The 20,427-nt window shown below is 51.8% G+C and carries 19 protein-coding genes; all 19 read right to left on the bottom strand.

The window, feature by feature from the left end:
* Positions 1-522: 522 nt before the first annotated feature.
* The 19 genes from ASG24_RS08520 to ASG24_RS08430 all read right to left on the bottom strand — a co-directional run bounded on the left by ASG24_RS08520 (position 523) and on the right by ASG24_RS08430 (position 20,407).
* A complete protein-coding gene (locus ASG24_RS08520) occupies positions 523-1,332 on the bottom strand; it encodes an energy transducer TonB (RefSeq protein WP_055870202.1) in 810 nt (269 codons plus the stop codon).
* Between the two features lies 1 nt (position 1,333).
* Positions 1,334-1,756, bottom strand: coding sequence for a biopolymer transporter ExbD (locus tag ASG24_RS08515; RefSeq protein WP_055870198.1), 423 nt, complete (start codon positions 1,754-1,756; stop codon positions 1,334-1,336).
* Positions 1,757-1,759: 3 nt separating this feature from the next.
* A complete protein-coding gene (locus ASG24_RS08510; RefSeq protein ID WP_156376541.1) occupies positions 1,760-2,398 on the bottom strand; it encodes a MotA/TolQ/ExbB proton channel family protein in 639 nt (212 codons plus the stop codon).
* A gap of 250 nt (positions 2,399-2,648) precedes the next feature.
* Positions 2,649-3,152: a type II secretion system protein gene (locus ASG24_RS08505; RefSeq protein WP_235559673.1), complete on the bottom strand. Its 504-nt coding sequence runs from the start codon at positions 3,150-3,152 to the stop codon at positions 2,649-2,651.
* Complete coding sequence (locus ASG24_RS08500; protein ID WP_055870193.1) at positions 3,127-3,498, bottom strand: type II secretion system protein; 372 nt, start codon at positions 3,496-3,498, stop codon at positions 3,127-3,129. Before ASG24_RS08500 ends, ASG24_RS08505 begins: the two co-directional genes overlap by 26 nt.
* 3 nt (positions 3,499-3,501) lie before the next feature.
* Positions 3,502-3,981, bottom strand: coding sequence for a prepilin-type N-terminal cleavage/methylation domain-containing protein (locus tag ASG24_RS08495; RefSeq protein WP_200934465.1), 480 nt, complete (start codon positions 3,979-3,981; stop codon positions 3,502-3,504).
* Between the two features lie 16 nt (positions 3,982-3,997).
* Positions 3,998-5,908, bottom strand: a complete 1,911-nt coding sequence (locus ASG24_RS08490; RefSeq protein ID WP_235562360.1) for a type II and III secretion system protein — start codon at positions 5,906-5,908, stop codon at positions 3,998-4,000.
* 65 nt (positions 5,909-5,973) lie between these two features.
* The gene (locus ASG24_RS08485) at positions 5,974-6,471 is read right to left on the bottom strand and encodes a hypothetical protein (protein WP_055870190.1); all 498 of its coding nucleotides are present in this window, start codon (positions 6,469-6,471) and stop codon (positions 5,974-5,976) included.
* Positions 6,468-7,031, bottom strand: coding sequence for a hypothetical protein (locus tag ASG24_RS08480; protein WP_055870187.1), 564 nt, complete (start codon positions 7,029-7,031; stop codon positions 6,468-6,470). Before ASG24_RS08480 ends, ASG24_RS08485 begins: the two co-directional genes overlap by 4 nt.
* Complete coding sequence (locus tag ASG24_RS08475) at positions 7,019-7,540, bottom strand: hypothetical protein (protein ID WP_055870184.1); 522 nt, start codon at positions 7,538-7,540, stop codon at positions 7,019-7,021. Before ASG24_RS08475 ends, ASG24_RS08480 begins: the two co-directional genes overlap by 13 nt.
* Positions 7,540-8,442, bottom strand: a complete 903-nt coding sequence (locus tag ASG24_RS08470) for a hypothetical protein (RefSeq protein ID WP_055870180.1) — start codon at positions 8,440-8,442, stop codon at positions 7,540-7,542. The genes ASG24_RS08475 and ASG24_RS08470 overlap by 1 nt, the downstream gene beginning before the upstream one ends.
* Positions 8,423-10,141, bottom strand: coding sequence for a GspE/PulE family protein (locus ASG24_RS08465; protein WP_055870179.1), 1,719 nt, complete (start codon positions 10,139-10,141; stop codon positions 8,423-8,425). Before ASG24_RS08465 ends, ASG24_RS08470 begins: the two co-directional genes overlap by 20 nt.
* A 61-nt stretch (positions 10,142-10,202) precedes the next feature.
* The gene (locus ASG24_RS08460) at positions 10,203-11,396 is read right to left on the bottom strand and encodes a type II secretion system F family protein (protein WP_055870176.1); all 1,194 of its coding nucleotides are present in this window, start codon (positions 11,394-11,396) and stop codon (positions 10,203-10,205) included.
* A 102-nt stretch (positions 11,397-11,498) separates the two neighbouring features.
* Positions 11,499-11,915, bottom strand: a complete 417-nt coding sequence (gene gspG, locus ASG24_RS08455) for a type II secretion system major pseudopilin GspG (RefSeq protein WP_055870172.1) — start codon at positions 11,913-11,915, stop codon at positions 11,499-11,501.
* 21 nt (positions 11,916-11,936) lie between these two features.
* Entirely contained in the window at positions 11,937-13,283 is a 1,347-nt protein-coding gene (locus ASG24_RS08450) for a TolC family outer membrane protein (protein ID WP_082488037.1), read from the bottom strand.
* Complete coding sequence (locus ASG24_RS08445; RefSeq protein ID WP_229008437.1) at positions 13,283-14,632, bottom strand: HlyD family type I secretion periplasmic adaptor subunit; 1,350 nt, start codon at positions 14,630-14,632, stop codon at positions 13,283-13,285. Before ASG24_RS08445 ends, ASG24_RS08450 begins: the two co-directional genes overlap by 1 nt.
* Before the next feature lie 60 nt (positions 14,633-14,692).
* Positions 14,693-16,405, bottom strand: coding sequence for a type I secretion system permease/ATPase (locus ASG24_RS08440; RefSeq protein ID WP_055870169.1), 1,713 nt, complete (start codon positions 16,403-16,405; stop codon positions 14,693-14,695).
* Positions 16,402-18,141 carry a type I secretion system permease/ATPase gene (locus ASG24_RS08435; RefSeq protein WP_235562359.1) on the bottom strand — a complete coding sequence of 580 codons (1,740 nt, stop codon included), beginning with the start codon at positions 18,139-18,141 and terminating at the stop codon, positions 16,402-16,404. The genes ASG24_RS08440 and ASG24_RS08435 overlap by 4 nt, the downstream gene beginning before the upstream one ends.
* A gap of 106 nt (positions 18,142-18,247) precedes the next feature.
* Positions 18,248-20,407, bottom strand: coding sequence for a calcium-binding protein (locus ASG24_RS08430; protein ID WP_055870163.1), 2,160 nt, complete (start codon positions 20,405-20,407; stop codon positions 18,248-18,250).
* Positions 20,408-20,427: the final 20 nt, after the last annotated feature.

Raw genomic sequence — 20,427 nt, 5'->3', positions numbered from 1 at the left:
AAGAATTTTTCTGAGGATTTAAATGCAGTTTTTTATGAACAAGGCTAAATTAAGGGATGACGTAAACAAAGGCTTGCGAGCCAGTAGGGAGGCCTGAAAAATTAAAATAAATCAATGAGATGTGTCATGAGTATTTCATTTATTCAACGTAGCTTTTCAATGACATTCACCATAGCTAAAATATACAAAATTTAATCAATATCGCGAGATGATTTCATTGAAAATCTTAATATAAAACTGCGGTCACACCCTGATGCGCAAATCTGGACCATGTAAATATGTTTGCTAGCGTTACAACTCCAGCAAACAGTAAACATTACTTAAAACATCTCATCAAGAGATCTGCGAATATAAAAACAGGTGAATAGCGAATTTTTATCGCTTTTATTTTGTACAAAAAAATCCCCTGTACTTACCGGAGGAATATGGCAAGCACAGGGGTTGGAGAGCAGAACTATCGTTAATGAAAGTGAGGGATAGCCTTTCCGATAATCCTGCCGCATGACACTGTTGTCATTGTTTTTATTCCAATTTAAAAGACACTGGGATAGTGATCTTGAAAGTCTTCTTCCTGAGGCTATCTTTCACACCTAGCTGGCCGATGGCTTTTTTCACCATACGCAATGCTTCTTCATCCAGTGGCGCATGCTTGCTACTATCCGCCAGCGATACTTGCACCAGTTCGCCGCGCACAAACTGCGCCAGGATAGTCACTTCACCCTCGAGATGCCTGCGTATCGCGATTGTTGGATACTGTTTGCTCTTGTTCACCAGCGAGCGCAACTGATCGCCGTAATCACCCCAGGCATCATTGTCACCAGGTGTTAACTCATCCGACTCATTGCTGACTGGTGCACTGACTGCGGGTGCAGCACGCGATTCCTTCGCAGGTGACTCAGCAGGTACATGGCTGGGAGCATCACTTGTACTCACTGATGCTGGCGGACTCAAAGTGGGCGCCGGCTCTGCTCGTGCAGGTAAAGCCTGCTCAGGTACCTGGTAACTCGCATCATTGCTGGCAGGTGCCGCGATAACCGATTTTTGGTTTTCCACTGGCGATGCTGTTTGCGGCTTGACAGTCGCCGGCGTTTTTTGTGGCTCAGGCGGAACCGAAGCAACCACTGCAGGCGCAACCTGTTGCTCACTAGGCTTTGAAGCTGGCATTTTCATGGTGAAGAATTCGATTTCGAGCCGATCCGGAATCCTGGGTAATTCAATATGCTTTAATGTAGGATAAATCGCGATGACTAGCGCATGCAAACCCAGTGACAGGATAACTGCCCGCCAGACCTTGGCCTGACTATCATCATCCATGTATACCAGGGCCGTCATGTTAGCTACTTTGCTTTGCAGAATCCGGTGACATCACAAAACTGAACTTGCTGATACCAGCACGCTGTATCGCCGCCAGCACTTTGGCGACAATGCCATATTCCGCATGCTCATCCGCATAAATCTCAACAGCCGGGTCTTGTTGTGCTTTTAGCGTGCCCAGGTTGCTGGTCAGGGTTTCCAAAGCCAGTTTCTGCTGGTCGAGGAAAACATCACCCGCATCGGTAATGCTGATATGCGCGGTCTTGGGTACGGTAATGGCGACTTCAGCGCTGGCTTTCGGTAGCTTTACTTTCACTGCGTTCATCAGTAAAGGTGCAGTGACGATAAACACGGTCAGTAATACCAGCATGACATCCACCAGTGGCGTGACGTTGATCTCGCTTACCAGGTCTTCCTGCTCTGCATCGCCAAGGATTGCCATGATTTAGCCTTCTACACCGGACTGGGTGAGTAAAGACTGGAAGCGGCTGGCGACTTGTTCCATATCGGCACGGTGTACTTTTTGCCTGCGCATAAAGTAGTTGTAAGCGAGTACTGCTGGTACAGCAGTGGCAATGCCAATCGCGGTGGCGATCAGCGCTTCGCCGATGGGGCCGGCAACCACATCCAGTCCGGCAGAGCCTGTGGCAGTGATGGTCTTGAGGGCGTTCATGATGCCCCAGACGGTGCCGAACAGGCCGATGAAGGGCGCAGTCGAGCCGATGCTGGCCAGTACCGCAACACCACCATCCATGCGCTTATGTTCGAGGTAGGCTTGTTGCTTGAGCGAGAGCAGGATCACTTCCTGGCGTTCATTGCGGCGTAACACTGAATTGGCCATGACTTCGTTCATGGCATTCATGCCGGCATTACACAGGCGGGCAAAGCTGCTTTCGCTTTGCGATATCAATTTAGGCAATTCATAGATGCTGCGCATCTGTTGCCATTCGGAGAGGAAATCCGTCGACTCACTTTGGGATTTGTACCAGGCCCAGCTTTTGATGATGATGATGGCCCACACCACTACCGAGAGCACGCCCAGCAAATACAGCACTAAATCTACGATGTCAGGTACCAGGTCCACGAAAACACTCCCCAAGAAAAATCAATGCATCAACATAAAACAACATGTCAGGAAAAAACCCCCACCAATATCGGGAATATTTCCTCTTCACGTCCCTACATATATACATCGCTGGGAGCGGAAAAAACCTCATGTTTTTAACTTATTTTTACATTTTAGCTGGGAAATAATATATTCATGTCATATTTTTACGCATTAACTGACTTTTAAAGTCTTGGGGGAAACTTAGATTAAAGTAATCATTAAAGACTTATAGCGGGTTTCTGCCGGAAATAGTTGGCGGCACATAGACAAAATACCATTCACCGTAATAACGCTTGTTGTTCAGGTGCTGTAGCTCTCCGCGGTAGCCTTTGATTTTAAACGGCGGTTTATCCGACAGACTGTAAATGCCCATGATGCCGCCACTCGGCGCCTCGACAATGCCCCAGCCTTCGCGCTGGGTGATCGGGTCCAGATAGGGTTTTCGCAAATGCCGACGCGGCGTTGGAAAGCGCTCATCACTGAGCAAGGCCTCAAACGTACGCGGAAAAGTTTTCACTACACCCGGCGTCTGGTTGTAATAGCGGCCAATGGCATCTCTGTATGCCAGCCCCACGTGGATCAACTCCTGTTCTCTTTCGCGCAAGACTTGTGTTTGCCAGCGCATGGCGGCCTGGGCCATCACCAGCCCGCTCAGCATCACCAGCATAAACATGCCGATCAGCACGAAACCTGTGCATAGGCGTTTACCAAATGGCATAAGGCGTACCATCACCGGAAACCTGGTTGGATCCGCTATGCACATCAAATACGCTGCCCTGCTCGTCTATATTCGGCGGTAAAGTGATGACCCAGGTATCACTACGCTCTGTCATCGGGTCAGGCGGAATCGCTTTCAGGTATTGCCGCTCAACCAGCTCTTCGAGTACCTCCGGATAACGGTTTTTATCGCTGTAGAATTTGTCGATGGCATCCCGCATGGTCAGCAAATCATGCCGCAATGTGGTCTCTTTAGACCGCTGTAACATATGCATGAATTTTGGTGAGACGATGGTCAGCAACATCGCCAGGATAGCCAGTACCACCAGCATTTCAATCAGGGTAAATCCGCGTTTCATCTGCTACCACTCACTATAAGGTTGCTGGTTGATGCCAAGGGCACCGGAGCGGGATGAAACGTCGTACACATCCTTGGCCATTTCATCTACCTCGCCGTCATATGCACGTATGCGCCAGGTCTGCATATTACTGAGCGTTACATCCGCGGCAAATGGATCACGCGGAATCCGCCGCAGGAAAAACAGCTTTTTCTTTTTCGGATCCTGTGCATTTTCCACTCCGCTGACCAAGATTCTCAGGTTTGGCGGATAGCCACTGCCATCGGCAGTTTTCTTGATCAACCCTTGATCCACCGCATCTTTATAAGCATCTAGTGCATCACGGATTTGCCATAATGCGCGCTTAAGCTCGCGCTCTTTTTCGCGCTTGCTGTTCAACTGCACCACAGGGCTGGCGGAGGTCACCAGCAACGCAAGCAGCGCTAGCGTCACCAGCAATTCCACCAGCGTAAATCCATTTCTTCGATGTGGCACCAACATCATCATGCTTTGCACACGATTATGGCTGCACAGTGCCAGTATCAGTGCTGTTCATAATTTGTGCACCAAAGCCGCCATCACTGCGTGCATTACTGCTTTGCGTGGATTGCGGCGTCACCGCTTGTGGTGTGACAGGCTCTGCCGCTTGCACCGCACGGGCACCACCTGCACCCACCGGATTGGCAGTCGCCGCCACCCCGGATGGAATCAGGCTATATACCGCATTGGCCGGGCTGATGTTATGCATGATGCGCGGCGTAATCAAAAGCACGATTTCATTTTTGCGCTTGTCCTGGTTGCTGTTGCTGAACAGCTTGCCTATAAACGGCAGGTTACCAAGGCCTGGCACCCGGCGTTGTGTTTTCTGCTCATCATCGCGGAACAGCCCTGCCAGGATCTGCGTTTCGTTATTGCGTAACTGCAAGGTGGTATTGGCGTTGCGGCTACCGATGGTATACGCAAGCACGCCGGTACTGGTCGTGACCTGGTCGGTAATGTTGCTGACTTCCATGGCGACCTTGATACTGACCTGGTCCTGCATCTGGATCACCGGCTCTACATCGAGTTTGATACCCACCTCAATGTAGTTCACATTCTGGCTGACAAAGCCCTGGGCGCTGGCGACACTGGTCAATACCGGTATTTTATCGCCGACATGAATCTTGGCGCGATCACGGTTTTTCACACGTATCTTGGGGCTGGCCAGCAGGTTGGTGTCGGTATCCTGGTGCAGCAGGTTTAATACGATAGCGGGATCACTGATAGTAAATACACCAAGGTTGCCGTTAAAGTTACGCAACTCTGAAAGCGTCAGTTCGCCGCCTTGTGGCTGGGTGCCGCCATTCCCACGCGCATTGCCCTGTACGCCAACACCGATCTGGCTAGGGTACTGTATCCCCAGATTCTCCAGGTTGCGGCGGTTGATTTCCATCACTTCCACTTCTAGCATCACTTCCGGCTCATTGAGGTCCTGAGAGGAAATCAGTTTCTCGGCGACCTTGATCCTGTCCATGGTGTCGCGGATCACCAGTGTATTCAGTTTTTCATCGATATAGATATCGCTGGCCCGCAATACGGTTTTCATCATATTCAGTGCGCGCTTGGCATCCATATGCGTCAAATAGAAACTGCGCACAAACAGCTCCTCATATTGCGCTGCGCGTGAAATCGGGTAAATCAGCAGGGTGTTGTCATTCAGTACTTTCTTGCCCAGCTGGTGACTGCTAAGGATGACGTCCAGCGCCTGTTCGATCGGCGTATCGCGCAAAAATACGCTGACACGTATACCTTCGTTTAACTCCTGGTCAAACGAAAAATTCAGGTTCCCGGCTTTGCCCAGGTATTCGAATGCATTTTTAATCGGCGTATTTTTCAGCTCCAGCGTCACTTTCTTTTTCAGCGACGATTGCACAGGCCGCACGACACCGACACGCTCACTTTTTTTCTGTTCCAGTTGCTCGAACAGTTTGCGGCCTTCCACGTGCGCAGGCTGCTCGGCCAGCACATTACGTAACAAGAATTCACCACCGGCAAAGTCTTCTGCCGCAATGGCGGTTTTGACCAATTCTATTTGTGCCGCATGTTTTTGCATCACTGCCACCTTATGCAAACCATCGCTGGCAGCACGATTGGTGGGTGAAACCTGCAACACCTGCTGGTAGATCACAGAGGCCGCTTCGTACTGTTGTGCATCCAGCAAACTGTCGGCCTGTTGCAGCTGTTTTTGCAGCTTTTTCTCTTGCAACAAAGCCAGCCAGTTCTTGTACTGCGGCTGTCGCGGATTCGCTTCTACCAGCGGTTGTAACAATTTGATCGCTTCATCATCCTGGCCACGCGCGGCATAAATGCGCGCTTGCTCGAGGGTGGCATCGCCGGGTGTAGCGGTGGGGAATACATTGCTACAACTGACCAACAGCACGGGACTCAACAACAGGAAAGGCCTGCTCGTTGCAAAAACCCGTTGCCAAAGATTTTTTCTGCTTCTTATTTGCTTATTCAAAACACCACTCCGTTATCCACCTTATCATCCAGCCTGATCTCGAAACGCTCAGCCGCATGTTGCAAAATGACTTTCTGTTGATCGAGAATTGCCACTTTCCAGCCTTCGGCAAAATGGTCGCCTTCATGTAAAACATACTGTTGCTGGCCGTCGGTCAAAAACACCGTCCAGCGCCCATCTTCCTGCAAACGGCCGGCATAGGTATAAGGGCTCACCGGTACCGAAACGGCTTCGACGGCCGTATCCGCAGGCGGCATCACCATTGCACTGAATAAATTCACTCCGCTCGCATCATCGGCAACCACCACATCAGGTGGCACGACCGCAGGCTCATCAGCGAGCAGCACCGGCATCACTTGCGCCAAAGGCAGACGACGTTGCACGCGCGGAGAGGCGGCAGTTACTGTATCTGCAGGCTGTTCAGCTTGCTCTACCCACCAGCAAGCCAGCAAGGTAAGTCCCAGCGCGCCCAGCATTAGCCAACGCCGCATCATGCCGGGCTCCGCTTGCGGGTATACAAACTGAATTCAACATAAGCTTCTATTCCGCTTTGCATCACATCACTACGCTGCAGTTTGAATTGGCTCAAAGCCAGGCTGGGGTAAGTCTGTAATACATTGTTCAGGAATTGCCGCACTTGTGGATAATCACCTTTCAGCGGCAGTTTGATACGCTGTATCTGCAAGCTGGAATGTTCAATCGGCAGAGACTGAAACTCAGCCCGCTCGAAAATCATGCCCATGGCATCCGCCTGGGCCAGGATCTCGCCACTGATACGTTCAGCTTCATCTTCAGATGGCCACTGCTGCAGCGACTGGATAGAGGTTGATAATGCATCAGCGGTTGCAGAGGTTGCAGGCACATTGGCCGGTATTGAAGCTACAGGCAGTTGTTGCAGTGCTTTTTGAAGCTGGTGTTGCCTGAAAAATGCATGCGCGATCAGCACGGAAAATATCAACACCACGACCAGCAAAGCCGTGACCCAACGGTGACCCAAGGGACCTTGCTGCCAGTGGAAAAGCAGGCGTTGTACAGGATGGTTCAAAACTGCCATCCCGCCTCCAGGTGCAAGGTTGTCATGATTAATCCGTTCACATCGGTTGATTCACTGGCATTCAATTTGACATCAGCCAGGCCTGCCTGCCGCTTGAGACGCTCGACCAGCGCCCAGCCTTGCTGACGATGCGGTGCCAGCACCGTCATGCGTATATGTTTTCGCTTGGCATCCGGTGCCAACTGCATCCAGTACAGCTGCGGCTGCTGTACTTTCTCCAGTGTATTCAACAGCGGAATCCATGGTGTCTGGATTTTCAGTTGAGCTTCGGCCAATTCTGCGGCGAGCGCCTGATGAGTGGCTAAAGATTGCGCGGTTATAGTTTTTGCCACTGGCGACGTAACGGCCTGACGCGCTGCCAACGCAAGCTTTAAAGCAGCATTCTCATCGGCCAGCCGGATGTAGAAAGCCAACAGCAGGCCTGACAGCACCAGCAATGCCACTCCCAGCAAGAGTGGGCCTGGCCCAGGCGCCTTGCCGTGCGCATGATTCAATACCAACCGCCGCATTACGCCAACCTCCTGCGTAATTGCTGGTGAAAAGCTTCACCTAACCAATGCACTGGCGCAACATCAATCAGTGAAAATGGCGCCAGGGATTTGGCGGTGACGCCGCTTAGTTGTGCCTGGGATAAAAATACCGGCAGCGCAGCGCGTTCGGAATGAATTATCTGTTCGCGCAGCAAAAACTGGCTCAGGCTTTCGCACCAATGCGCATCCACCGGCAAGTAACTTATCTGTTGCCATTCCCCCTGCATCAGGCAGCCGATTGTCAGGCTGTTGGATTCGCGACTGATGAACCAACCATCCTCAGCAAGCTTTTGCTGACGTATGGTATGTAGCGCCTGGTTAGCAGACAGCATCCAGGCCGGTGCAATCACGCCCGGCGTCAAATTGAATTCTGCAAACACTGCCTCTAACTTTTCCGTGAGCCCCGGCAGCACGGCATTGACCAATGTATTCTGCCCATAACCGCCAGCCTGTGAGCGCAGTTGCCAACCCTGCATTTCCAGGCCAAATGCCTGCTGCAGGCCATGGCTGTAATAAGCTTGTTTTTCAGCCTCGCTGCGAATTTCGGCTTGCCACGGCAGCACCAGCCAGCGCGTAAACTGGTTGGAAAGCACAATCACCACATGCCAGCGTTGCCCCTTAAACGGTGCAAGGTTGTCGCGTAGGGTTTGCCATAAGGGCTCGGGAGGTAAAGTATCCTGAGGTTGTCCCGGCAGAGGAAACTGCTGATGGCTGATTAATACGCGCGACCTGCCCGGCCACCATTGGCGTTCAAACGTGAACAGTTCCAGCGCATCACAAGTCACGACTACCCGCAACTCTGGCGCTGTCAGTGCCTGCCACCAGCGGCGGCTATCGGTATAGCGGCAATCGGAACCGGGGTCAGGATAATGCTGTAACACGGTTAATCTCCTGCAAGGTGGTTTCGCCAGCCTGTACCAAAGCCATGCCCGCTTCACGCATGGAACGGGTGCCGGATTTGGCCGCCAGTGCCTTGATCTGACTGATGGGTGCTTTGGCCACGATCAACTCGCGCATACCATCATCAAACAACAGCAATTCCGCAATGCCTTTACGCCCTTTATAGCCAGTGCCATGACATTGGCCACAGCCCTGGCCTTTTTTAAATTGGTAGTGAGTACTAGCCTTTGCATCCAAGCCCGACTTTGATAGCAATTCCTGATCCGGCTGATCATCTACTTTGCAAAACGGGCAGATCACCCGTATCAGTCGCTGCGCAAGAATAACGTTCACTGCCGACACAAAACTGTAGGCGTCTACCCCCATATTGGTAAAACGGCCAATCACGTCAAACACGTTATTGGCATGCACGGTAGTGAGCACCAGATGCCCGGTCAGGGCCGACTGTACGGCGATTTGCGCGGTCTCGCCATCACGGATTTCACCAACCATAATCTTGTCCGGATCATGGCGCAAAATTGAGCGCAGGCCGCGGGCAAAGGTGAGGCCTTTTTTCTCGTTGACCGGAATCTGCAATACGCCTGGCAGTTGATATTCCACCGGGTCTTCAATGGTGACAATCTTGTCCTGGCCGGTATTAATCTCGGAGATAATGCCGTATAAAGTGGTGGTTTTCCCGCTACCGGTGGGGCCGGTCACCAGGAACATGCCATAAGGAGCTTCTGCCTGTGTGCGTATCTGGCTTAGCATGGCAGGTGCAAACCCGAGTACTTCCAGGCTGATGCCCTGCGCTTCACTGAGCGCTTTGCGGTCCAGCACCCTTAATACTGCATCTTCGCCAATCACGCTTGGCATGATGGATACCCGCAGATCAATTTCGCGCCCCAGCGCATGCACTTTGCAACGGCCATCCTGCGGGATTCTGCGCTCGGCAATATCCAGTTCCGACATCACTTTGATCCTGGAGATCGCCTGCTCTGCCTGCATGATGCCACTCAGGCCGCCGACTTCATTCAGCACGCCATCAATCCGGTATTTCACGCGCAAGCCATGTACGGTGGATTCAAGGTGAATATCGCTGGCACCTGCTTTTAAAGCATCATATAAAGTGGAGCGCACAAAACGCACCACCGGGCTGCTATCTTCGCTGATGGATTTGAGGGAAAGCTGTTCAATCGGCACCTCGTCTTCGTTAGCCAGCCCATCTTCGGTATGCATCTGGTCCAGCGCACGCATCTGCGATTCGTGAAACTGCAAACAGGTAGCTATATCATTGCGATGCGCCAGACACCATTGCACTGGTAAGCGCACACTATTCTGCAAACGTAGTTGCAAGCTGTGATCAAAAGGATCTGCAATCACCAGCTTGACCTGCTGGCCTTCATTGTCATCCTGACGTTGATCGCGCATCAACACTGCCTGCATGGCAACCGCCTCGTTAAAACTCAAGCGGTCAAACAATGGCTGCATGGCATTCAGGTCAAGTGCGCTCACTGAGGGGTAATGCATCAAGCGCGCGAGTGCCTGCACAAACGCATCCGGCGATAATTCAGCCAACTCTTCCAGCAACTCGATCACAGGGCGCCCGCTCTGCGCAGCCAGCGTCCTGGCTTCAGACAACCTCTCGGCTGAAAGGGGTTGCGCCTCTGTTCCGGCCAAAGGTAAATCCTGCATATTCATTCAATGGCTCCTTTGGTGTTAGCTAGCCTCACTCGATGGCGCCTTTGGGTCAGGAGAGTCATCATTCAATCGCTCCCGCCAGCTCAAAAATCGGCATATACATCAATACCACCACCAGCCCGACAATCAGGCCAATCAACACCATCAGCGCCGGCTCCAGCAACTTGCTCAGCCATTCGACGCGCCTTGCCGTATCTTCGTCATAAAATATGCCTATGCGCCCCAGCATTTCATCCAGCTGCCCGGTACGTTCGCCGACACGCAGCATACGGTTTGCGATAGAAGTGGTCAGGCCGTGCGTTTCCATTGATGAGGATAATTGTTTGCCTTCACGCACTTCGCTGATGACCTTCTGCAGCACTTGCTGCAACTCTTGCGGTAGCAGAGACTGCACCATTCCCAGTGCCGTGAGCAAGGGAATTCCTCCCTGTAACAGCATCCCCAGCGTGCGGTAAAAACGCGCCAGCTGGTATATGCGTAATGCTTCGCCGAGGCTGGGAATACTCCACACACGCTGCATGATCCAGATTTTGCTGGCCGGACGTGAAAATATCAGCCATAGCAACACGCTGATGCCTATGGTGCCCATGAATACCAGTTCACCATGACCTTGCAGCAATTGCCCCCAGCGCAATAGTATGCGGCTGGCCCAAGGCAGGTTATCGCCGCCACTTTCATAAATGGTGCTGAAACGCGGCACCACATAGCCGAGCAAAAACAGCACCACCATTCCGCCAACCACAATCAGCAATACCGGGTAGATAGAGGCAGAAATGATTTTTTTACGAATGGCTTCTACTTGCGCCTGGTAAGCCACATGCCGTCGCAACGCCTGCGCCATATCGCCGGTGCGCTCACTTGCACGGATCAACGCCACGTACAGCGCACTGAACACTTCCGGCTGTAACGCCAGCGCCTGCGACAACGGCAGGCCCTCATATAAAGAAGTACTGAGACGGGTCAGCACATAGCGTGACTGGTCATGCTGTTCTTTCTCGGCCAGGCCTTCGATTGCTTCTATCAGGCTGAGGCCAGACTCAAGCAAAGCCAGCAACTCCTGGCTGAACAAGCTCAGGTTAAAACTCTGCTTGTTGAATGGCCATTTCGGTAACCAGCCAGCAGCATCCGCCTGGCGAACCTGCAAAATGCCGTAGCCCTGTGACTGGGCCTGCTGACGTGCAGACTGCTGGTCCGGCGCGTCCAGCGACAGCCAGCTGACCTGTGTCCCTTGCATGACTTTTAGCTCAAATTTCATGCCTGTTTAATTCCCTCAACCACACCCTAAGATTCGCTATCGCTGCACAATAATTCCGGGAGGATCACCGATGACCCAAACGCTTATGCCAGACCTGAATGCTTACCAGTTGCCGACATCACTATCTGCATCCTGGCCGCCGGTGACGCCATCACTGCCCAGGCTCCATACGTCATAGTCACCATGCTCACCAGGATAGCGGTATTGATATTGCCTGCCCCAAGGATCGGCCGGCACGCCTTTGGCAAGATAAGGGCCCTGCCATTTGGGCTCGTTGTCAGGGTTACGATTCAGCGCTGCCAAGCCTTGCTCGCTGGTGGGGTAATGCCCGACATCCAGGCGATAGGTATCCAGCGCGCGAGACAGCGCTTCAATTTGTGCCTTGGCTGTTTTGGTTTCCGACTTGCCGATCTGCGCAAAATACTTTGGCCCGACATAGCCGGCCAGCAAACCGATAATCACCATCACTACCAGCAACTCCAGCAAGGTAAAGCCTGATTGTTTAATTGTTTTCAACATATTTCCCCTTCTTTTAGTGCATTATTTCTTAGCGACAAATAACTGGCTGACCCGGCTTAATGCATCCAGCGTCAACAAACCACTGCTAAATTGCAGGTTCACCCAGTCACTGATCAGGCTGTAATAAGCCTTGGTCAGCGACAACTGGTTAGTAAATAATTTTTGCTGCGCATCCAGCACTTCATGGTTGGTTTTAAATCCGGCCTGGAAACCTTTCTGCGTGCCATCCAAAGCTACTTTCGCAGATTGCACCGCCTGCTGGTAAGCGGTGATGGATTGCTGTTGCGCGATCAGGTTCTGGTAATATTTGCGTACATTGAATTCGATCTCGCGCGACTTGGCAGTCATGGTTTCTTCACTGGCGGTGAGGCGGCTGGCACTCTGGCGCACATTGGCATTGACATAACCGCCGGCAAACAGCGGCACATTCATCTGCAGGGCGATAGTGGAAGTATCAAAGCGGGAACCCAGCGTATTGTTGCTATCGTTCTGGCTGTAAGAGCGCACGCCAACCAGGTCCAGCGTCGGGTAATGGCCCGCCTGTTTCTTTTCAACATCTTTCCTGGCGACATCTATATCCAGCGTCGCCGCTAACAATTCCGGATGATGCTGGCGCGCGGTGTCTATCCAGTGTTCCACACTGTATTCAGAAGCAGTCAAGGTATTCAAACCACCTACCAGCAACTCAGCAGACAGTGCATGCGTTGCCCCTGTCAGTATCTGCATACTTTGCTGATTGGAAAGTAAATCGTTGGCCGCCTGTATTTTCTCGACCTTGGCAATATCCAGATTGGATTGCGCTTCGTTGACTTCCACAATGGTGCCGCTGCCACGCTGATAGCGCTGCTCCGCCTGACGCAGTTGCTGGCCAACCGCATCCAGTTTGTTTTGCTGCAAATTCACGCGGTCCTGTGCATACAGCGTTTCCAGGTATACCGACACCAGTTTGAGGATCAGCTTGGCATTTTCCTGTTCAAGTAATGATTCCTGCGCGCTGACATAAGACTTGGCGCCGCCATAAATGGCAAAGGTTTCCTTGTTGTACAAAGGCTGGCGGACGGTCAGGCTGTAGTTTTCCAGCTCATAATTCAGCTCCGAATTCAACGCGCCTATACTGGTCTGCGTGGTGCGGTCGGTATTGCCGCGGCCGCGCATCAACCCCAGTTGCACTTTGGGATAAAACAGCGCTTTTGCCTTAGTCAGTTCTTCACGTTCGGCTTCGGTATTGGCGAGTGCTGCACGGAAATCCGCATTATGCATCGCAGCCAATTGATACAAACCATTGAGGTCATCTTGCGAATGTGCAGGCAGACAACCCAGATACAAACTCCAGATAGCTAAAGCTTTTAATGCATACTTCTTAGGCATTATTCTTCCTTCATCGAAGCAGCCAACCGCTTGCTCAACGGATGCATCCAGTAGTCCCACAACGTACGTTCACCAGTTTTAATGACGACCTGTACCGGCATACCCGGTTGTAACTGGCGACCTTGCAAGGCTTTGGTGCCTTTTTCTGTCAAGACTATCCGGGCCAGGTAATAGCTTTGGCTGCCTTCAGCCGTCGCCGCAGGTTTGCTCAGTAAATCTTTCGATACTGATTTCAACTTGCCTTCCGCCAGTAATTGCGGGCTATTGGCAAAGGTGGAGAAGCGCACATCCGCTGCCTGTCCGGTATGGATCTTGTCGATTAAATGCGGGGGAATCTGCGCATCGACAATCAGCGATTCACCGGACGGCACAATATCCATGAGCTTCTGCCCTGGCTGAATGATGGCGCCCAAGGTATGCACCTGCAAACCCACCACCTGACCCGATGCCGGCGAACGGATTTCGGTACGACCCAACTCATCGCGCAACGCCAGTACCTTTTGCGCATCGGCTTCTACCTGCAATTTCACCTGCGCCATCTCGGCATCCATCTCTTTGCGCTCTAACTGGTTGCGCTGGTTGATCTGCTGTTGCAATTCCATGATCGCCCGTTGCGCGCGGATAATATTCGCTTGCGTATTGGCGCGTTCACCGTGCAAAGCTGCTACGCGTTGTTCAAGGTCATTCTGCTGATTGCGTGGCGCATAGCCTTCGGCCGTCAGCCCGCGCACACCCTGCAACTGGTCTTCAAGCAAAGTGAGTTGTGATTCGTGGCTGGAAAGCATGCCTTTATATCCCTGCACCATGGCTTCGTAACCAGCAATAGATTCCCGTTTACCGGCAATATCAGCGGCTAAAGCAGACGTACGCGCTGCCAGCAATTGGGACTGGTTACGCATTTGTTGCTGTATCAATGGATCGTTCTGTTGCTTCAGCAAATCAGGATGGAATTCAATCACACTGTGATGCAGTTGCTCGGCACGCAGACGGTCTTCCTGCGCACGCAAGCCCGCGTAGCGTTGGCGCACTTCTTCGTACCTCGCTTTGCTGGCCATATCATCCAGCTTGAATAACAGGTCGCCGGCTTTCACTTCCTGGCCTTCGTGCACCAGCAAGGCGCTGACGATACCGCCGGTAAAATGCTGCACCACTTTGTGGTTGCTCTCGATGCTGATTTGCCCTTCAGTCGGCACCCCTTCATCGAGCGGCGCATATGCTGCCCAGGCCACGAAACCAATGATGCCAGCAAGCAATATCAGCGCCCCTTTCCGGGTGTGGCCTGTATGTTGAGCATAGCTTTCAATCGCATGCACATTATCGGGAACAACGGTGGCCATGGTTACAGACATAGGGTTTCCGGCAGGTAATTAGGATTTAAAGATATGTGGTGTACATGCATAGCGCTAAACTCAGGCGGATTCCGTCGCAATATTCGTAGCAGCAGATTGCAGTTGATTCAGGTAGACAATGCCGGCATCGCGCGGGCCATGATGAACCACTTCGCCGCGCTTGAGGATCAGCAGATCGTCAGTGACTTTGAGTACGCCCGAACGATGGGTCACCACCACAATGGTGGTATTGATCGTTTTTAAAACTTGCAGCAATTCCATCAGCCGCGCTTCACCAAACTCATCCAGGCTGGCATTCGGCTCATCCAGTACTAATAAAGGCGGCTCTTTATAAATGGCACGGGCCAGTCCCAGCAATTGGCGTTGACCACCGGATAGCGGCAAGCCCTGCTCATCGAGCCGGGTATCGTAACCCTGCGGCAGGCGTAAAATGGCTTCATGCAGGCCAACGCGCTGGCAAGCCAGGAGTATGTGCTGGCTTTCAAGCGCACCAAAACGGGCGACGTTTTCGGCAATCGTGCCTTCCAGCAGGGAGACTTGCTGCGGTAAATAGCCTATGCCAGTCAGCAGGGTGCGAGCATTATTCGCCTGTATGGCTGAATGGTTGATTTGATACTTTCCGGCATGCGCTGAAACGACCCCTACCAGCAGCCGCGCCAAGGTGCTTTTACCGGAACCTGACGGGCCCATGATGCACAATAATCTTCCTGGCAAAATACTCAGGTTCAGGCTATTTAATATGCGCCGTGACTGGAGCTCTACCGTCACCGAATCCAGCTGTAAATGATAAGGGCGCTGTAACGGCTGTGTGGCTGGGAGTGCTCGCAGGTTTTCTTGGCGGCTTTCTAGGATCAAATGCAGATCGCTCGCCGCAGTATTGGCCTGCAACCACTGGCGCCAGCTATGCACAATCACATCAAACGGCTGCAAGGCGCGTGCGATCAGTACATTCGAGGCAATCATGGAACCGACACTGATCTGGCCTTTAATGGTCAACCAGGCGGCAATCGCCAGCATCAGCGATTGCATGGTGTAACGCATCCATTTATTCACAAACTGGCTGCGGTCACTGGCAGCCAGCCATACGCTTTCGGCTTGTGATTGTTCGGCCAGCAGCGCCTGCCAGCGCTCACGCAAAGTTTGCGACATGCCCAGCACATGGCTGGTTTGCAGATGGCGGATTTTCTGCTGGATAAAGTTCTCGGTCAGCTGTTTGGCCTGCTGCGCTTGCTGTGCCGGACCGGCGATCACCTTCTGGTTCCAGAATGCTACCAGGCACTGGACCAGGCAAAACACAATCGCTGTCGCCCCAAGCACCGGATGCAGCACAAATAACACCGAGATATATACCACGCTCCACGGCATATCCAGCATGGCAAACAAGCCCTGCCCGGTCATAAACTGCCTGACGGTGGTGAGCTGCTGCAAAGACTGCACCGGGGACTGTGTTTGTGTGGTGCGGGTATCAAAAATGGCAGAGAAAATTTGCTTGCCGTAGGTGAGGTCAAACTGCACGCCAGTCTTAATCGCATACAGGTTACGCAACCAGTCGGCGCCTGCCATCAATATCAGCAAACCGGCGGTCAGCGCAGTCACCGCCACCAGCGTCAAGGTATTCCGGCTCTGCATCACGCGGTCGTACAACTGCAGCATATAAAGCGTAGGCACCAGCATCAGCACATTGGTCAGCAAACTAAGCCATGCCATCTGGATAAATTGCGCACGGAACGGTTTGACCAGCGCCCATACTGAGTTTTTAATTGCCAGTTTCATGGTTGTGCTGCTTTCACTACTTGCGGCTTGGCAATTTGCGGTTTAACCGCTTTTGCTTTAGCTGCTTCCGCTTTTGCAGCATCCGGTTGAAAACTCGCCATCACATCATGCGGCTTGCCGTAGCGGATCATTTGCCCCTGGCACATCACCAGCATGAAATCCGCGATATTCAGGATATGCTGCAAGTGGCTGATAATAATAAAGGTCGTACCCTGCTGTTTCAGGCGCGCAATCGCCTGCTGAAAGGTACGCTCGGCAGCGGTGTCGAGGTTGGCATTCGGTTCATCCAGCACCACGATACGCGGGTTGCCATACAGCGCACGCGCCAGGCCAAGCAATTGCCGCTCACCGCCGGACAAAGGCATACCGGATTGACCGATCAGCGTATTCAATCCTTCCGGTAACTGGTTGATCCAGTCAGCCAATCCCAGCAGGGCTATCACTTCGGATAATGCCTGTTTGTCCGGGCTCTGGAAGCGACAGATATTGTCGATTACCCGGCCATCAAACAGGTCTACCTCCTGTGCCAGGTATCCCACATACGGCCCTAACCTGTTTTTGTCCCAGCCGTGCACATCGACGCCGTCATAACGCACGCGGCCACTGGTTGGCGCGACCAACCCCACCAGTAATTTTGCCAGGGTGGTTTTGCCGGATGCCGAAGCACCCGCGACCACCAGCACGTTTCCGGCGGGCAGGTTAAATTGCACCTGACGGATAAACACTTCTGCCTGGGCTTTACCCGCTTGCGGCTGGGCATAAGCCAGTTGGTCAACGGAAATAGCACCGGTAGGCGGAGGCAGCACCAGCCCTTCGGCTTTTTGTGCTGCACCTGCAAACAGGCTTTCTATACGCTGAAATGCAGTCCACGCCTGCTCATAGGTTTTCCAGTGACCCACGCATTGCACCAGTGGCGACAGCACCCGCGCTGCGAGAATGGAGGCCACAATCATCATGGCGCCGCCATTGAACAATTCGCCTTCAATAAACAGGTAGCAGGCCAGGCCAAGGATCAGGCTTGTTTGCATGGTCTGCAACCAGCGAGAAGCCGCCGAATTTTTGCCTGCCAGCTCGGAGGCCTGCGCCTGTTGCCATAAAAAGCCGTGCTGGCTTTTTAACCACCGTTGCTCCACCGGCGCCATCATTTGCATGGACTGCATCACATCCGTATGGCGGCTGATACTGGCAAAGTAGCGGTGGGACTCCAGCGCATGCTGATTCGCCTGCTTCATCATCGGCGCGACACGGGCCTGGTTTTGCAGGGTCAGCACTAACTGGATAGCCAGTCCCAGCAGCGTCAGCACGCCCAATGCAGGATGAATCAGGAACACCGCCATCAGGAAAATCAGGCAGAAAGGCGCATCCACCAGACCAAGCAAGGCAGAAGAATGCAATGTACTTTTGAGGGTAGAAAAATCGGAAAACACTTGCTGCGCCGGAAACTCCGGCATGGAAAGTTTGGCGGTAAACACACGCTCAAATAAACGCTGTTGCAGTGATTTTTCAAAATGCTGAGAGGCGGATTGCAGAAGGCGGCGGCGTTGCCATTCCAGCGCCTCCATCACCAGATAGGCAAAGGCTGCCATTAAGGTCAGCATCAATAATGTAGACACATTACGGCTGTTGATGACACGGTCATACACCTCCAGCATATACCAGGAGGGGACTAAAATAAGCAGGTTTGTCACCACGCCAAACAGCCACACTCTGCGCCAGATGGGCCAAAGTTCAGACATGACTTGTTTCATGGTTTCGGATTGCGACAACATGTTCACCAGGGTATTTCTTAGGCTATGACTTAAAGAAAAACTGCGGATGGACACACCATCCGCAGCTATCGTATTAAACGATCACAAAATCTGAAGTAGACAATGTGTTTACGCCTGTGAGGACAGCAATATCTACCTTCGCACCGCTACCATTACCATCAGCGTCATAGCTGAGTGTTTTAGTAGTCGTGTTGTAAACCAGGTAGTCATTGGAGTCTTGCGCAGTACCCGTTGAATTCACACGCAGCATGCTAGCGTTAAAACCAGCCAGGTTGCTGTACTGGTCAAGGTGCAATTCCAGCTTGTCAGTACCACGGGTGAAGTCAGTGATGGTATCCACACCGGTCAGGTTGAACGCAGTGTTGGTGTAAGTCTGCACAGTGGTTGAAGAACCCGTCACCACTTGCTCATACACCTTACCGAATACAAACTTGTCAGCGCCGGCGCCGCCAGTCAGCGTATCGTTACCGCCATTGCCAACAAACACGTCAGCTTTAGTGGTACCGATAAAGGTTTGCTGGTTAGCATTGCCTTCAAAACGCAGGCCATTGGTTGTCACGCCAGAAGCATCAACCACTACATTGTTGATCGTGCCGCCGTTGTTACCCAGGGTGTTGGAAAGGTCAGATACAGTGCCATTAGCTTTAAAGTAGTAGTGATCATTCAGCAGTTGAAGGTCTGCATTTTCTACATTCAAGCGACCCACTGTACCGCCCACTTGTACGACTTCCATTGATTTGAAGTTGTCGTTGTTGAGCACAACAGTACCATTGGCTTTGGTGTTGGCACCGATACCAGTCGTGATGCGCAATGTATCCACGCCATCACCACCAACGATCACATCGTGTTTAGCGCCAGTAGCGATCCACTCTTTGTTACCGTCATCTGCTTTGGAAGTCGTGCCTTGCACACCGCTACCAAAACCGCCGATCACAAAAATGTCATCGCCTGTACCGCCATCGAGGTAATCAGCACCGCCATGACCGATCAACAGGTCATTGCCGCCGTTACCGTAAACAGTGTCATCACCCAGGCGCATGGTTGCGTAATCAACACCTTCGCTACCCAATACGATCTCGTGTGCATCGCTGCCTTCGTTAGCACCGTCAATGCGGGTGAAGCTACCTGCTACGCCTTCAGATGCGTCGTAAGTAACATCTACGTTGTGGTATAAGTGAGCAACGGAGTAATCATCCACTTCGAATACCGCTTTATCGTATGTGACCGGAGTGGCACCCACGATGGAAGCTGCTGGTTCAAACTCTTCCTCTTCGAACTCAAGTTCAAGAGTGACGTTTTCAACATCCCCACCGGCAACTCCATAGATGTGGGTGCCTGGATTTAATACTTCACCTAAACCTAGTGACTCTCCATTTTCTTCTAATTGCTCAGCCTCTAGAGTAATGCTCACACCACTGGAAAGCTCAATACGCTCAATACCACTAAATTGTAAGTTCTCATACTCTCCAGAAGCTGTAAAGGCCAGAGTATCCACAGCATTGTAGCCAGCAATAGTAGTAGCGAATGTACTAATAGCAGAAGAACCTGGTCGAGTAACAATATTCAAACGAACATCAGTTTCTGTCTCTAAAGCTACATCTAAATCTTCAAGTTCAATTGTTTCGCCTGTAACGGTGTCATAAACTTCAACCTCTTCGTTTTCTTCATTCTCACTTACCTCGATGTATCTTGCTTCGTCGCCGGAATTATCTAATCCAGACACGCCTGCAGCGATTACAGAAACTCCCTCAAATTCGCCATTAATGATGAAAGTATCGTTTCCTTCTCCACCCAGCATAATATCGTTATCAGTTACAATAAAGATATCCCCATTTACTGTTTCATCACCCAAGGTGCTACCGCCACCAAAAAGATTGTCTTGACCATTACCACCGATTAAAACATCATCTCCTTGACCACCATCAATAGTGTCATTGCCGTTACCTCCAGAGATAACGTCATTTCCCTCACCTCCTGCAATGAAGTCGCTTCCATCCCCACCATCAGCAACATCATTACCACTGCCAAGGTCAATTAAATCGTCCCCAGCACCACCATAAACAACATCATTTCCATCTCCTGCCAAAATCGCGTCTGAACCCGCACCACCAATAACAACATCATTTCCTTCAGCAACATCAATAAAGTTACCTAAATTATTACCTACTACGTAATCAGCACTTGAGGTTCCTGTATATGAAGTTTCTGTTGAATTAAAAATCTTCGTTGCCATGTGAAAACTCCTTAAATTAT

The sequence above is a fragment of the Methylophilus sp. Leaf414 genome, assembly GCF_001425425.1.
Classification (GTDB): domain Bacteria; phylum Pseudomonadota; class Gammaproteobacteria; order Burkholderiales; family Methylophilaceae; genus Methylophilus.
Note: the sequence above shows the minus strand (reverse complement) of the source record. Positions and strands in the feature narration are given on the sequence as shown.

What these genes read in the sequence shown, in the direction of transcription:
- ASG24_RS08505 (WP_235559673.1), bottom strand. Translation starts at nt 3,152, where the DNA reads ATGGTACGCCTTATGCCATTTGGTAAACGCCTATGCACAGGTTTCGTG.
- ASG24_RS08430 (WP_055870163.1), bottom strand. Translation starts at nt 20,407, where the DNA reads ATGGCAACGAAGATTTTTAATTCAACAGAAACTTCATATACAGGAACC.
- ASG24_RS08500 (WP_055870193.1), bottom strand. Translation starts at nt 3,498, where the DNA reads ATGAAACGCGGATTTACCCTGATTGAAATGCTGGTGGTACTGGCTATC.
- ASG24_RS08495 (WP_200934465.1), bottom strand. Translation starts at nt 3,981, where the DNA reads ATGATGTTGGTGCCACATCGAAGAAATGGATTTACGCTGGTGGAATTG.
- ASG24_RS08450 (WP_082488037.1), bottom strand. Translation starts at nt 13,283, where the DNA reads ATGCCTAAGAAGTATGCATTAAAAGCTTTAGCTATCTGGAGTTTGTAT.
- ASG24_RS08435 (WP_235562359.1), bottom strand. Translation starts at nt 18,141, where the DNA reads ATGTCTGAACTTTGGCCCATCTGGCGCAGAGTGTGGCTGTTTGGCGTG.
- ASG24_RS08440 (WP_055870169.1), bottom strand. Translation starts at nt 16,405, where the DNA reads ATGAAACTGGCAATTAAAAACTCAGTATGGGCGCTGGTCAAACCGTTC.
- ASG24_RS08485 (WP_055870190.1), bottom strand. Translation starts at nt 6,471, where the DNA reads ATGATGCGGCGTTGGCTAATGCTGGGCGCGCTGGGACTTACCTTGCTG.
- ASG24_RS08460 (WP_055870176.1), bottom strand. Translation starts at nt 11,396, where the DNA reads ATGAAATTTGAGCTAAAAGTCATGCAAGGGACACAGGTCAGCTGGCTG.
- ASG24_RS08520 (WP_055870202.1), bottom strand. Translation starts at nt 1,332, where the DNA reads ATGACGGCCCTGGTATACATGGATGATGATAGTCAGGCCAAGGTCTGG.
- ASG24_RS08445 (WP_229008437.1), bottom strand. Translation starts at nt 14,632, where the DNA reads ATGTCTGTAACCATGGCCACCGTTGTTCCCGATAATGTGCATGCGATT.
- ASG24_RS08465 (WP_055870179.1), bottom strand. Translation starts at nt 10,141, where the DNA reads ATGAATATGCAGGATTTACCTTTGGCCGGAACAGAGGCGCAACCCCTT.
- ASG24_RS08475 (WP_055870184.1), bottom strand. Translation starts at nt 7,540, where the DNA reads ATGCGGCGGTTGGTATTGAATCATGCGCACGGCAAGGCGCCTGGGCCA.
- ASG24_RS08515 (WP_055870198.1), bottom strand. Translation starts at nt 1,756, where the DNA reads ATGGCAATCCTTGGCGATGCAGAGCAGGAAGACCTGGTAAGCGAGATC.
- ASG24_RS08480 (WP_055870187.1), bottom strand. Translation starts at nt 7,031, where the DNA reads ATGGCAGTTTTGAACCATCCTGTACAACGCCTGCTTTTCCACTGGCAG.
- gspG (WP_055870172.1), bottom strand. Translation starts at nt 11,915, where the DNA reads ATGTTGAAAACAATTAAACAATCAGGCTTTACCTTGCTGGAGTTGCTG.